Source organism: Alphaproteobacteria bacterium PA2, assembly GCA_002256425.1.
In the GTDB taxonomy this organism is placed as follows: Bacteria; Pseudomonadota; Alphaproteobacteria; order Caulobacterales; family Caulobacteraceae; genus Phenylobacterium.
Genome location: NKIZ01000001.1, coordinates 203,715 through 216,636, shown reverse-complemented (window position 1 = coordinate 216,636; position 12,922 = coordinate 203,715). Strand labels below are relative to the sequence as shown.

Annotated in this window: 13 protein-coding genes; 6 read left to right on the top strand and 7 right to left on the bottom strand. The window is 66.4% G+C overall.

Features of this window, described 5'->3' with window-relative positions; genetic code table 11:
* Nucleotides 1-153 precede the first annotated feature (153 nt).
* From CFE28_01010 to CFE28_00990, 5 genes are read left to right on the top strand one after another with little or no spacing between them, the layout of a single operon-like run.
* Entirely contained in the window at nt 154-681 is a 528-nt protein-coding gene (locus CFE28_01010; protein OYU68703.1) for a hypothetical protein, read from the top strand.
* Nucleotides 682-733: 52 nt separating this feature from the next.
* Entirely contained in the window at nt 734-1,267 is a 534-nt protein-coding gene (gene fabA / locus CFE28_01005) for a 3-hydroxyacyl-[acyl-carrier-protein] dehydratase FabA (protein ID OYU68702.1), read from the top strand.
* Nucleotides 1,268-1,305: 38 nt separating this feature from the next.
* Entirely contained in the window at nt 1,306-2,517 is a 1,212-nt protein-coding gene (locus CFE28_01000) for a beta-ketoacyl-[acyl-carrier-protein] synthase I (protein OYU68701.1), read from the top strand.
* A 38-nt stretch (nt 2,518-2,555) separates the two neighbouring features.
* On the top strand, nt 2,556-3,368 hold the full coding sequence (locus CFE28_00995) for an enoyl-ACP reductase (GenBank protein ID OYU68700.1): 813 nt from the start codon (nt 2,556-2,558) through the stop codon (nt 3,366-3,368).
* The gene (locus CFE28_00990; GenBank protein ID OYU68699.1) at nt 3,352-4,632 is read left to right on the top strand and encodes a 2-octaprenyl-6-methoxyphenyl hydroxylase; all 1,281 of its coding nucleotides are present in this window, start codon (nt 3,352-3,354) and stop codon (nt 4,630-4,632) included. The genes CFE28_00995 and CFE28_00990 overlap by 17 nt, the downstream gene beginning before the upstream one ends.
* A gap of 43 nt (nt 4,633-4,675) precedes the next feature.
* Here CFE28_00990 and CFE28_00985 read toward each other — a convergent pair whose 3' ends face one another.
* Genes CFE28_00985 through CFE28_00960 form a run of 6 tightly spaced genes read right to left on the bottom strand, consistent with a single transcriptional unit; the run spans nt 4,676 to nt 8,862 of the window.
* Entirely contained in the window at nt 4,676-5,449 is a 774-nt protein-coding gene (locus CFE28_00985; GenBank protein OYU68698.1) for an SAM-dependent methyltransferase, read from the bottom strand.
* A gap of 12 nt (nt 5,450-5,461) precedes the next feature.
* Complete coding sequence (locus tag CFE28_00980) at nt 5,462-5,665, bottom strand: hypothetical protein (GenBank protein ID OYU68697.1); 204 nt, start codon at nt 5,663-5,665, stop codon at nt 5,462-5,464.
* Between the two features lie 10 nt (nt 5,666-5,675).
* On the bottom strand, nt 5,676-6,326 hold the full coding sequence (locus CFE28_00975; protein ID OYU68696.1) for a peptidase S16: 651 nt from the start codon (nt 6,324-6,326) through the stop codon (nt 5,676-5,678).
* A gap of 1 nt (nt 6,327) precedes the next feature.
* Complete coding sequence (locus CFE28_00970) at nt 6,328-7,224, bottom strand: co-chaperone YbbN (GenBank protein ID OYU68695.1); 897 nt, start codon at nt 7,222-7,224, stop codon at nt 6,328-6,330.
* A 54-nt stretch (nt 7,225-7,278) separates the two neighbouring features.
* Entirely contained in the window at nt 7,279-7,800 is a 522-nt protein-coding gene (locus CFE28_00965) for a DNA-binding protein (protein OYU71484.1), read from the bottom strand.
* Nucleotides 7,801-7,848: 48 nt separating this feature from the next.
* Nucleotides 7,849-8,862 carry a MerR family transcriptional regulator gene (locus CFE28_00960; GenBank protein ID OYU68694.1) on the bottom strand — a complete coding sequence of 338 codons (1,014 nt, stop codon included), beginning with the start codon at nt 8,860-8,862 and terminating at the stop codon, nt 7,849-7,851.
* A gap of 149 nt (nt 8,863-9,011) precedes the next feature.
* Here CFE28_00960 and CFE28_00955 point away from each other — a divergent pair, with 149 nt between their 5' ends.
* Nucleotides 9,012-10,055: a hypothetical protein gene (locus CFE28_00955; GenBank protein ID OYU68693.1), complete on the top strand. Its 1,044-nt coding sequence runs from the start codon at nt 9,012-9,014 to the stop codon at nt 10,053-10,055.
* Nucleotides 10,056-10,058: 3 nt separating this feature from the next.
* Here CFE28_00955 and CFE28_00950 read toward each other — a convergent pair whose 3' ends face one another.
* Nucleotides 10,059-12,893 carry a DNA polymerase I gene (locus CFE28_00950; GenBank protein OYU68692.1) on the bottom strand — a complete coding sequence of 945 codons (2,835 nt, stop codon included), beginning with the start codon at nt 12,891-12,893 and terminating at the stop codon, nt 10,059-10,061.
* Nucleotides 12,894-12,922 lie beyond the last annotated feature (29 nt).

The following is a 12,922-nucleotide window of genomic DNA, read 5'->3' as shown; positions in this document are numbered from 1 at the left end:
TAATCGAGAGACGGGCGCCTGGGAGCGCCCCGGCCTCTCGTGGTTTCACGTCAGACCTTAAGGGTCTAGCGCGTTTGCGTCCAAACCTCTAGCAAAGGGGGCATGAACGGCCAAGGCAAGCCTCGCCCTCCCAGAGCCAATGGGCGCAGGTTGATGACAATTCTGGCGGCAGCCAGCGCCGCCTCTGCCGCTGCATGGGCGGCCCCGGAGGCGAATACGCCCTCTGGTTTTCCCGTGCCGCGCTATGTCTCGCTGAAATTCCAGACGGTGAACGCCCGGGGCGGTCCCGGGGACGACCACCGGCTTCTCTGGGTCTACCACGCCAGGGGCCTGCCGGTTCAGGTGGTGGCCGAGAATACGGAATGGCGCCGGATCTGTGATCCGGACGGCGGACTGGCCTGGGTTCACAAGCGGACGACGGATGCGCCGCGGACGGTGATCCGCACCCAGATGCGCCCCCTGGCCGTCCACAGCAGCGGCAAGGAAAGCGCCCGGGTCGTGGCCTATCTGCGGCCCCGGGCCATAGCCGGCCTGACCAAATGTGATGAAAGAGGCTGGTGCAAGATCAAGGTTGATGGAGTCACCGGCTGGATTCCAAGCCCGCAGGTGTGGGGTCTGGACGCAAGTCCCCAATGCGGCGCCGCCCTGCGGCCCGACCTGACATCCAATTCCGGACATTGAGCAAGCCGCCCGGCTCTGATAGCCCTTGCCGCCAATCGAAAGAAAACGCCACGTGACCACTGAAAACCAATATGCGGGCCCCAAGGCTCAAGCCCAATACAGCAAGGAAGAGCTCCTGGCCTGCGCCCGGGGCGACATGTTCGGACCGGGCAACGCCCAGCTTCCGGCGCCTCCCATGCTGCTCTTCGACCGCATCATCCAGATCGACGATGTCGGCGGCGAGCATGGCAAGGGCATCATCCACGCCGAGTTCGACATTGATCCGAGCCACTGGTTTTTCGACTGCCACTTCCTTGGCGACCCCGTCATGCCTGGCAGCCTGGGTCTTGACGCCCTCTGGCAGCTGGTCGGCTTCTATCTGGGCTGGATCGGCGGCAAGGGTCGCGGCCGTGCGCTCGGCTGTGGCGAGGTCAAGTTCGGCGGGGAAGTCACCCCGGACATCAAGCTTGTCACCTACAAGATCGAAATGAAGCGCGTCATCAATCGCCGCCTCGTAATGGGCATTGGCGACGGCGTGCTGGAAGCCGATGGCGTACCTATCTATTGGGCTCAAGACCTGCGGGTCGGACTTTACCAGAGGCCCTGATCAGGGACCTTCGGCCTTTGCCACAGGGGGCAGGAAACATGCGTCGCGTCGTCGTCACCGGGATGGGCATTGTCTCGTCCATCGGCAACAATTCCAACGAAGTCCTGGCTTCCCTGCGCGAGGCGAAGTCCGGGATCATTGCGGCGCCGGAATACGCCGAAATCGGCTTCCGCAGTCAGGTGCACGCTGCGCCGCAGATCGACTGGGAGGCCATGGTCGACCGCAGGGCGGCCCGGTTCCTGTCCCAGGGCACGGGCTATGGCCATATCGCCATGGAACAGGCCATCGCTGATTCCGGCCTGGGGCCCGACGAGGTCTCCAACGACATGACCGGCCTGATCGTCGGTTCGGGCGGCCCGTCCACCCGGGCGATCATCGAGGCGGCGGCAACGGCCAAAGAACGCGGCCCCAAGCGCATCGGCCCGTTCGCCGTGCCCAAGGCCATGAGCTCGGGCGCCTCGGCGACCCTGTCCACCTGGTTCAAGATCCGCGGCCTCAACTTCTCGATCTCCTCGGCCTGCGCCACCTCCACCCACTGCATCGGCGTCGGCTATGAGCAGATCGCCATGGGCAAGCAGGACGTGGTCTTTGCCGGTGGAACCGAGGAGCTGGACTGGTCCCTGTCGGTCCTGTTCGACGCCATGGGCGCCATGAGCTCCAACTTCAACGACACCCCCGCCGTGGCCAGCCGCGCCTATGACGCGGCCCGCGACGGCTTCGTCATCGCCGGCGGCGCCGGCATTCTGGTGCTGGAGGAATACGAGCGCGCCAAGGCTCGCGGGGCCAAGATCTATGGTGAAGTGGTGGGCTACGCCGCCAATTCTGACGGACATGACATGGTCGCCCCTTCCGGCGAAGGCGCTGTGCGCTGCATGCGCATGGCCTGGGCCGGCGCTGGCGGCCGCAAGATCGATTATCTGAACCCGCACGGCACCTCGACGCCGGTGGGGGATGAAAAGGAAATGGGCGCGGTCCGGGAAGTGTTCGGCGACGCCGCCCCCTTCATCTCGTCCACCAAGTCCCTGACCGGCCACAGCCTGGGCGCCGCCGGGGTGCAGGAGGCGATCTACAGCCTGCTCATGCTCAATAACGGCTTCCTGGCCGAGAGCGCGCACATCGAAAACCTCGACCCGATCTTTGAGGGCCTGCCCATCCTGCGCAAGCGGGAGGACCGGCAGGTCGAGACGGTCATGTCCAACAGCTTCGGCTTTGGCGGCACCAATGGCTGCCTGGTGATGGCCCGGGTCTGATCCCGGGTCCGACGTAAAACTTCTGCAGGAGACGCCTCATGGCCGACGAATATCAGATGCTCAAGGGCGAGCTGATGAAGGGCAAGAAGGGGATTGTGACCGGGGTGGCCAACCACCAGTCCATCGCCTGGGGCATCACCCTGCAGCTGGTGGCCCAGGGCGCTGAAGTGGCCCTGCTCTATCTTCCCGCCATGGAACGCCGGGTTCTGGCCCTGGCCGCAGAGGCGGGCATCAAGGTCCTGGCGCCAGCGGATGTCACAGACGACGCCTCAATGGACGCCGCCTTCGACACGGTGGAAAAGGCCTTCGGCAAGATCGACTTCTTCGTCCACTGCCTGGCCTTCGCCCCCCGCGACCAGATCAAGGGCTCCTTCGTGGACAACGCCACCCGGGAGGGCTTCCTCCAGGCCATGGACATTTCCGCCTACAGCTTTGTGGACTGCGCCCGGCGTTCGGCGAAGATCATGCCCGACGGCGGCTCCCTGATCTCCATGACCTATCTGGGGTCGGAGCGGGCCATTCCCAACTACAACACCATGGGCGTCGCCAAGGCGGCCCTGGAAGCGGCCACCCGCTATATCGCCCGGGACCTGGGCCCCAAGGGAATCCGCTGCAATGCGATTTCGGCCGGCGCCATGAAGACACTGTCCCTGGCCGGGATTTCCGGCGGCCGGGGCATGCTGGCCCAGGGCCGGGCCCTGTCGGCCCTGAAGGAGGACACCTCCATGGAAGGCGTGGCCGGCGCGGCCCTCTGGCTGCTGTCCGACCTTGGTCGCTCGACCACCGGGGAAATCGTCCACGTGGACGCCGGATTCCATATGATGGGGTTGCCCGATGGCGGGGAAGAGTAAGAACCAGCCGGCCCCCGACAGTTTCGACGCCGATGTGATCATCGCCGGCGCCGGCATGGCGGGCGCCACCCTGGCCCTGGCCCTGAAGCATGGGGGCTTAAGGCCCCTGTTGATCGATCCTGTGGTGTTCGACGCCCAGCTGGAAGAGACCTTTGACGGCCGTTCGGCGGCCATCGCCTATGCCAGCTTCCGCCAATGGCGGACCCTGGGCCTGGCGGCCGATCTCGAGCCCCACGCCCAGAGGATCGAGCAGATCCTGGTGACAGACGGCCGTCGCCCGGGCGCCTCGGTCGGCCCGCACTCGCCCTTTTATCTGCGCTTTGATTCCGCCGAGATCGCCGACCGGTCGGAGGGCGAGCCCCTGGGCTATCTACTGGAAAACCGCCGGACCCGCGCCGCCCTGGCGGCCGAGGTCCTGCGTCAGGACATACCCGTCCTTGCACCGGCCCGGGTGGCCGGGGTTGAACTGAAGGATGACGCCGCCGAAGTCCGCCTGGAGGATGGCCGCGTCCTGCGGGCGCCCCTGGTGGTCGGCGCCGAAGGCCGCGGTTCCGTGATCCGTGAGGCGGCTGGAATTGGCGTCACCGGCTGGGACTATGGCCAGATGGGCGTGGTGGCGACCGTGCGCCTGGAACAGCCCCATGAGGGCGTGGCCCACGAATACTTCCTGCCCGGCGGCCCCTTCGCCATACTGCCCCTGACCGAAAACCGGGCCAGCCTGGTCTGGACCGAGACCACCCCCCACGCCAAGGCCCTGAAAGCCGCCCGGCCGGAAGTCTTCCACGCCCATCTCATGCGCCGGTTCGGCGAATTCCTGGGGGATGTCCAGGTGGAGGGTCAGGTCTTCATCTATCCCCTGTCCCTGCAGCTGGCTGACCGGTTGACCGCGCCGCGGGCCGTCCTGCTGGGCGACGCCGCCCACGGGGTCCATCCCATTGCCGGCCAGGGCCTGAATCTTGGCCTGAAGGATGCGGCCGCCCTGGCCCAGGTCCTGACCGAGGCTGCCCGGATCGGCGAGGACATAGGTTCAGAACTGGTGCTCCAGCGCTATTCCGCCTGGCGGCAGTTCGACAATGTCATGCTGGCGGCGGCCTTCGACCTCTTTGTCCGGGTGTTTTCCAACGACAATCCCCTGCTGCGGTTCGCCCGGGGGGTCGGCATGGCGGTGGTCAACAGGATCGGCCCGGCCAGACGGCTCTTCATGCATGAAGCTGGCGGCGCGGTGGGCGATCTGCCCCGGCTGTTGCGAGGTGAGGCGCTCTAGTTCAAAGGTTTGGAGCACGCTTTTCGCGATAACCGGTTCCCACTTATCGCGGTGTGCTCCAGGCGGGCCTTCTTGCAGAAAAGTTGAAAATCCCGTCCCCGGCCTTTGGCGGCTTGCCCACGCGGTAGTTGCCGCAGACCTCGATGTCGGTGAAGCCGACCCGGGCCAGGGCCATTTCAAACTCCTTCACCCCCCAGACCCGATAGGCGAAGAGCTCAAGCTCGGTTTCCAGCAGGCGGCCGTCCCGCCAGCGCTCATAGCGGTCATGGTTGAGCCGCTTCTGGGCCACGACGTCCTTGCGGACCATCCTGCTGTCCAGGGTCAGGAGGTCGCCATTGGCCGCGGTCCAGGACCTCAGGCCGCTGGGGGCGTCGAGGAAGCTCAGGGGCGGCAGGTCCGCCAGCAACAGGCCGCCGGGGGCCAGCTGGTCATGGAAGCGGGCCAGGACCGCCATGGCTTCATCGAAGTCGTCAATCAGGGTGAAGGAGCTGGCCGGCACGATGATGGCGGCCTGGCCTGGGGCGTCGAAGTCCGTAAACCGCGCCCGGAAGAGTTTGGGTGCATGGCCGTGGTCCGCAGCATTGGCCGTACAAAGGTCGAGCATGTCCTGCGAGTGGTCAAAGCCACCCACATCCAGACCGGCGTCCAGCAGGGACACCATCAGCCGACCGGTTCCCACGGCGGCCTCGAGTATGGGGCCCTCCAGGCCCTTCAGCCGGGCCTGATAATAGGGGCCGTCAAACAGGGAGCCCACGGGCTTGTCGAGATCATAGATCTCGGCGCAGATCCGGCCATATCGGTTCAGGGTCTGCGTCATGGGCGGTTCCTGTCAGGAAAGGTCGCGGGCCTCTTCCGGCAGCATGATCGGCACGCCGTCGCGGATGGGATAGGCCAGCTTGGCCTTCTTACTGACCAGCTCGCTGCGGGCCCGGTCATAGTCCAGGGGGCCGTGGGTCACGGGACAGACCAGCACCTCCAGCAGGCGGGGGTCGATCTCGTCCATCATCATGTCGGGCAGGGCGTCATCGGTCATGGGGTCAAGTCTACTGCAAGGTGGTCGGCGAGTCGTCATCCCAGTTCTGGGCGTCGATCTCGAGCAGGGTGGTGAGGATTTCCGTGCGTTCCGTCAGGTCGGCCGCCTCCAGCAGGGCCTGCTTTTCGGCAGGGGAAAAGGGCAGGCCCATGGCGAGACTGTTGACCAGGGACTCCAGGGGTGCGACCGCCGCGCTCTGCCAGTCGATGGAGAGGTTCTGGCGGTGGAGATAGGTCTTCAGGGCCCGGGCGAAACGGCTGTCCTCGAAGACCTCGCCGCCATCGTCCTCGTCGGACAGATCGACGGCGAAGGGGCTGAAGGCGGCCCGGACCTGGCGATAGGGGGTGCGTACGGCCAGCTCGCCGTCCAGGGCGAAGCGGCAGAGGCCGGTGAGGGTTATCAGATAGGTGCCGTCCGAGGCCTCATTGAAGCTGGTGATCTTTCCGGCGCAGCCCACATGGGCCAGGTTCGGCCGGGATTTTTCCCCGCCGGCGGTCTGGACCATGCCGATGATCCGGTCGCCGGCCATGGCGTCGTCAATCATGTTGAGATAGCGCGGCTCGAATATCCGCAGGGGCAGTTCGCCCCCGGGCAACAGAACGGCGCCGTCCAGGGGGAAGACGGGAATGACCTGGGGCAGATCGACTGCGCGCTCGCCCATCTCAGGAAAACAGGATGGAGGAGAGGCGGCGACGGCCGGCCCGCGCGACTTCCGAGGCCGGCCCCGCGGCTTCAAACACGGTGAGGAGCTGCTTGCGCGCCGCCTCGTCATTCCAGGTGCGGTCCTGCTCGATCAGGGTCAGCAGGTGGTCGGCGGCGCCCTGCCACTGGCCGCGCCCGGCCAGGGCCTTGGCCAGTTCGAACCGGGCCTCCATGTCTGTGGGATCGGCCGCCAGCTTCTGCTCGAAGGCGGCGGTATCCGAGGGGGCCTCGGCCGCCAGGGCCAGGGCTGCGCGCACGCTGTCCAGGTCGGCGTTCTTCGCGCCGGCCGGGGCCATGTCGGCGATTTCCCGGGCCCGTTCCGGGTCGCCGTTTTCCAGATAGACCCGGGCCATGCCGCCCAGGGCCTTCACGTTTTCCGGATCACCCTGCAGGACCTGGGCGAAGGCCTGGGCTGCGCCGCCAAGATCGCCCTGATCCAGGCTCTCCTTGCCCAGGGTCAGCAGCTCGTCCACCGCATCGGCCGGGGCCATGGCCGCCAGCTTTTCCACAAAGGCCTTCACCTGGCTCTCGGGCAGGGCGCCATTGAAGGCGTCCACCGGACGGCCGCCCACAAAGGCGAAGACGGCGGGGATGGATTGGACCCGCAGCTGGCCGGCGAACTGGGGGTGCTGGTCAATGTCGATCTTGACCAGCTTGACCTTCCCCTTGGCGGCCTGGACCGCGCGCTCAATGGCGGGGCCCAGCTGCTTGCAGGGGCCGCACCAGGGCGCCCAGAAGTCGACAATGACCGGGGTGGTCTTCGAGGTCTCGATGACATCGGCCATGAAGCCCTGGTCCGTGCCGTCCTTTATCAGGTCGGCGGCGGCGCTGGGGGAGGTTTCACCAATCAGGGTCATAAGTGGTCTTCCAGAAAATCCTTGAGGCCAAAATGGGCCCTATTGATCCGATCTTCAACGCTGGAAGGCGGCCTCATCCAGCTTCATGCCCGGAAAATCCACTACGAGGGGGGTAATCTGCAGGGCGTCGAGGAATTTGCGGAAGTCTTCCCGGGTCAGGGTGGTGGTGGCCGTATTGGTCAGGGGATGGAAATTCACCTGATCCGCCAGGGCCAGGGCCTGGTCCAGGACAAAGGTCACCCGCCGGTCGGCGTCATTAATCAGGGCCAGGGCGGTGACCGAGCCGGGGGTCACCCCCAGCACCTCGACCATCAGGTCAGCCGACCCGAAGGACAGGCGGGCCGAGCCGATCACCGTGTGCAGTCGCTTCAGGTCAATGACCGTGTCGTCTTTCGCCGAGATCAGCCAGATCCGGCCCTTGGCGTCCTTCAGGAACAGGTTCTTGGTGTGGGCGCCGGGAATGTCGTCCTTGATCCCTTCGCCCTCGCCCACATGGAAGACCGCCTCATGGTCGGTGGTCACAGGGGCGGCGCCCAGGCCGGTCAGGAAGGACAGTATGTCGTCACGGGTCTTCATGGGCCGGGACATAACGCCAAGTCTGCGGTCCGTCGATGGCGAGGAGGCCTACGGCGCTATGGGCGGCCGGTTCGCCGTTCGCGCCCGCACCGCCGGAGATCCCAGACAGGCGGCGACGCTCTCATAGCCATGGGCGCCGGGAACGGGCGTCACCGGGAAGGGCGGGCTGTGATTTGGCGGGCAGTAGATCAGGGTCTCGTCGGGCCCCATGGCCGCCAGGTCCAGTATGGCGCTCGACCGGGTCATCAGGAACAGGGGCGTTGCGCCAGGGCCCCGCCGTCTCAGCCAGGCGATCACCGCCTCCTGGCTGGCGTGATCCAGACCCTGCTCCACCATGTCCACGACTATGGCCGAAGCTTCCACGTTTTCCAGGCCCGCGATCAGGGCGGTGAGGGCGTCTGATGGCCTTGCGCCGTCCTCTGCCAGCCAGTCCAGTCCGGCCTTGATCCCCATGGCCCAGGCGGGGTCAGCGGCCAGGGCGGCTTCGCCGGGCGATGTGCGGTCAGGATCCAGAAAGACGGCGCCGGGAATGGCCCTGGCCAGGGCCTGGGCCAGCCGGGTCTTGCCGCTGCCAAGGGGGCCGATGATGAAGTTCAGGGCCCGGATATCGGTCAGGTCAAACCGCTCGCCGTCCCACGGCCAGGGCAGGGTGAGGGTGACCTTCAGGGATGGGCCGCGGCTGTTTCCTGCGAGATCTGTCAGGCTCTGGACGGAGGGCGCCTGCCCCCTGGCCAGACCCGCCCGCATCTCGCCCAGCCGGGCGATCTGTCCCGACAGGACTCTGGATTGGCCCTCAAGTCTGGTCTGCTGGTCAGCCAGGGCGGCCTCAAGGTCGCGCAGATCGCCGGCCAGGACGCTGGCGACCTGTCGCAGGCTCAGGCCAAGTCCCCGAAGACCGGCGATTTCCGCGACCCGCGCCAGGTCATCAGGCCCATAGGCCCGCCAGCCGGCGGGGGTTCGCCCCGGGGTCACCAGACCCTGCGCCTCATAGAGCTTCAGGGCCTTGGGCGAAATCCCGTGGCGCCGGGCGGCCTGGGACGGACGAAGGAATTTGGCGGACATGGACGCCTCCTCTGATCTGCGGACCGTCATACCTATCGGGGCGGACCCAGGGGCCGGGTCAAGGGGCAAATCACGGGTGATCCGTAGGTGATCCCTGTGCTAGTCCGGAATTCCCGCTGCGGAGACCCCACCCGATGAAACTTCGCCTCATGGCCGTCCTCGCCTTTCTGCTGCTTCAAGCCGTGGGCGCCCAGGCCGCCAGCTTTGACTGCGCCCTGGCCAGGGCGGCCATCGAGGTCGAGATCTGCAGGGATCCGGTGCTGTCGGAGGCCGACAGCCTGATGGGCCGGCTCTATTTTCAGGCGAAGACCAGCGCCTTCCGCAGCGGGCCGTCCAACCAGCTGGGCTTCCAGCGGACCTGGGCGAGGGAAAGGCAGGATTGCCTGACCCCGGAAAAGGTCGCCGCCAAAGCCGTGCGGGACTGTCTGAGGTCGCGCTATGAGGCCCGCAATCGCGAGTTGGCCGTGGCCACAGTCCTGTCTGATCCGCCCACAGGGCTTGATGTGCTGGACAGGCTGGACCCGAAGGCCGCCCCCCTCTATCGCGCCATCCGGACCTATGTGCGGACGCCGTCGGAAACGGCCTATCTGACTCGCCTGCTCAAGCCCTATTTCGATCGCATGGCCTCTGATGAAGCCCAGGGTTATGGGCAGGGCATTCTGGCTGACGAGAAGATCCTCAAGGCGCAGGACATGCTGGGATCCGATCACCGGTTCGCCATGGGTCTGAAAATCCTCAGCGCCTATCTGGACGGGCCGTTGACCCTGCCCTGCGAGGCAGTCCTGAACCGTCCGGGCCTGCTGGAAACCGTCCAGCCGATCTTCGGCAGCACCCTGGACAATTTCATCCCGCGAACGGATTGCGTCGCCGCCCTGCCGCCCCTGCCGAAGTTCGAGGCCCTGGTCATGCAGATCTACAAGGGCTGGCCGGAATGTGAGGGCACCATCCGGTTTGCGGCATATCGGACCTTTGACGCCGAGGTGGAAGCCGCCCGCCTGGCCGATGGGTCAGGCAAGGTTCGAACCAGGCCTGCGCCGCGCCTGAAGGGCGTTGCTCCCGACGCTATTGCCGCAGCGACGACGGAACTGGCCAAGTACTACCAGACCTATCGCCTCCTTCCGCCCGCAAAGGCGCAGGCCACGGCCTTCGGGTCTGTGCACCAGATCCTCGCGTCAGGGCATGCCTGCAGCTAGGTCCTAGTGGGCGTCATCCCAGTTCCCCGCAGCCCGGGCTTCCACCACCAGGGGCACGCTCAGGGCCACGGCCGGTTCGGCGGCGCCCTCCATGACCCGCCTGGCCACCTTGATCAAGGCCTCGGCCTCGGCTTCCGGCGCTTCGAAGACCAGTTCGTCGTGGACCTGCAGCAGCATCTGCGCTGACAGACCGGCGGCCTTGAGGGCGGCGGGCATGCGGATCATGGCCCGGCGGATCACATCGGCGGCCGCGCCCTGGATGGGGGCGTTGATGGCGGCCCGGTCGCCAAATGCCCGCTCGGCCTGGCTCTTGGAATTGACCGCCGGAATGTGGACCTTGCGGCCGAATATGGTGGTCACATAGCCGTGGGTCCGGGCCTGGGCCTTGATCTCGTCCATATAGGCCCGGATGCCGGGGAAGCGTTCGAAATAGGTCTTGATATAGGCCCCGGCCTCGTCCTGCGGGATGGACAGCTGGTTGGCCAGACCGAAGGCGGAAATGCCGTAAACAATGCCGAAATTGATGGCCTTGGCCCGGCGCCGCGTCTCGGCGGGCATGCCCTCGACGGGAACTCCGAACATTTCCGAGGCCGTCGAGGCGTGGATGTCCAGCCCCTGGGCGAAGGCGCTCTTCAGCTGTGGGATGTCGCCAATATGGGCCAGCAGGCGCAGCTCGATCTGGCTGTAGTCGGCGCTGATCAGCACCTTGCCGGGCTCGGCCACAAAGGCCTTGCGGATCTTGCGGCCCTCTTCGGTGCGGACCGGAATGTTCTGCAGGTTGGGATCGGTGGAGGACAGGCGCCCGGTGGTGGTGGAGGCCATGGCGTAGGAGGTGTGGATCCGGCCGGTGCGGGGGGCGATGGCGGCCACCAGATTGTCGGTATAGGTGCCCTTCAGCTTTGACAGCTGGCGCCAGTCCAGCAGGACCCGGGGCAGGGCGTGGCCCTCGGCGGCCAGGTCTTCCAGCACTGAGGCGTCTGTCCCTTGAGCGCCTGTGGCGGTGGTCCGCTTGGACTTCAGGCCCATCTCGCCATAAAGGACGTCGCCCACCTGTTTGGGGCTGCCCAGGTTGAAGGGGTGGCCGGCCAGTTCGTGGGCCTGGGCCTCCAGCTCGGTCATCCGCATGGAAAACTCATGGGACAGCTGGCGCAGGCGGTCGGGGTCGACGCGGATGCCGGCGTTTTCCATCTGGGCCAGGACCGCGGGCAGGGGGCGTTCCAGGGTTTCATAGACGGTGACCAGACCCTGGGGCTGCAGGCGGGGCCGCAGGACGTGATAGAGCCGCAAGGTCACATCGGCGTCTTCGGCGGCATAGGTGGTGGCCGCGTCCAGGGCCACATGCTTGAAGCTCTTCTGGGCCTTGCCGGTCCCGGCCACGGTCTTGAAACTGATGGGCTCGTGGCCCAGCCAGATCTTCGACAGCTCGTCCATGCCGTGATTGTGCAGGCCCGCCTCCAGCACATAGCTGATCAGCATGGTGTCTTCGATGGGCGAGACCTCGATCCCGTAGCGCGACAGGACGGCCAGGTCGTACTTGGCGTTCTGGGCCACCTTGAGGACGGAGGGATCCTCCAGCAGGGGCTTCAGCCGCGCCATGGCGTCGGCGATCGGGATCTGGGTCAGGTCGGCCGGGGCGTCGAAGGCCAGGCCCCCTTCGGGTTCGTGGCCCAGGGGGATGTAGCAGGCCTGGCTGGGCCCGACGGCGAGCGACACCCCGCAGAGGCCGGCATTGGCTGAAGACAGGGCGTCGGTCTCGGTATCGAAGGCGATGATTCCGGCGGCCTTGGCCCGGGCGATCCAGGTGTCCAGGGCCTCGAGGTCGCGGACACAGGCATAGGCGCTGGTGTCGATGGGAACCTGGTCCGGGGTCGGCTGGGCTTCCGTCGTCGACTTGCCTCCGTGGGCGCCGGCTATGGTGTGGGCGATGGGGCTGGGGGTTCCGCCCCCGGCTACCCGGCGGCTCAGGGACCGCAATTCCATCTCATTGAGGAAGTCTCCCAGGACCACCGGATCGGGATCGGCGACGATCAGTTCGTCCAGGGCGGCGGGGAGGGGGGTGTCCAGGTCCAGCTGGACCAGCTGGCGGGACAGGCGGATCTGGTCGGCGAAGTTGATCAGGGTCTCGCGGCGCTTGTCCTGCTTGATCTCCGAGGCCCGGGCCAGGAGGGTTTCCAGATCGCCATATTCGTTGATCAGCAGGGCGGCGGTCTTGACGCCAATGCCCGGGGCGCCGGGCACATTGTCGGCGGAATCCCCGCAGAGGGCCTGGACCTCCACCACCTTGTCCGGCGCCACGCCGAACTTCTCGAAGACCTGCTCGGGGCCGATCTTCACATTCTTCATGGTGTCGAGCATGGAGACCCGGTCGCCCACCAGCTGCATCAGGTCCTTGTCCGACGAGACGATCATCACCTCGCCGCCCATGTCGCGCACCTTGACCGCATAGGCGGCGATCAGGTCATCGGCCTCATAGCCGGGCAGTTCGATGGCATGGACGCCGAAGGCCCGGGTGGCGTCCCGGACCAGGGGAAACTGCGGGATCAGGTCTTCGGGCGCCGGGGGGCGGTGGGCCTTGTAGAGGGGGTAGAGCTCGTTGCGGAAGGTGGTTCCGGAATAGTCGAAGACCACTGCCAGATGGGTCGGGGCGTCGGTCTGGGCCTTCATGTCCACCAGCAGCTTCCACAGCATGTTGCAGAAGCCCGAAACGGCGCCGATGGGCAGGCCGTCGGTCTTGCGGGTCAGGGGCGGCAGGGCGTGGAAGGCGCGGAAGATGAAGGCCGACCCGTCCACCAGATAGAGGCGGATCGGGGCGGCTTCTGAAGCGGGCGTGTCGGTCATGAAGGCAGGATAGCCCGCCCTCAGCCCGC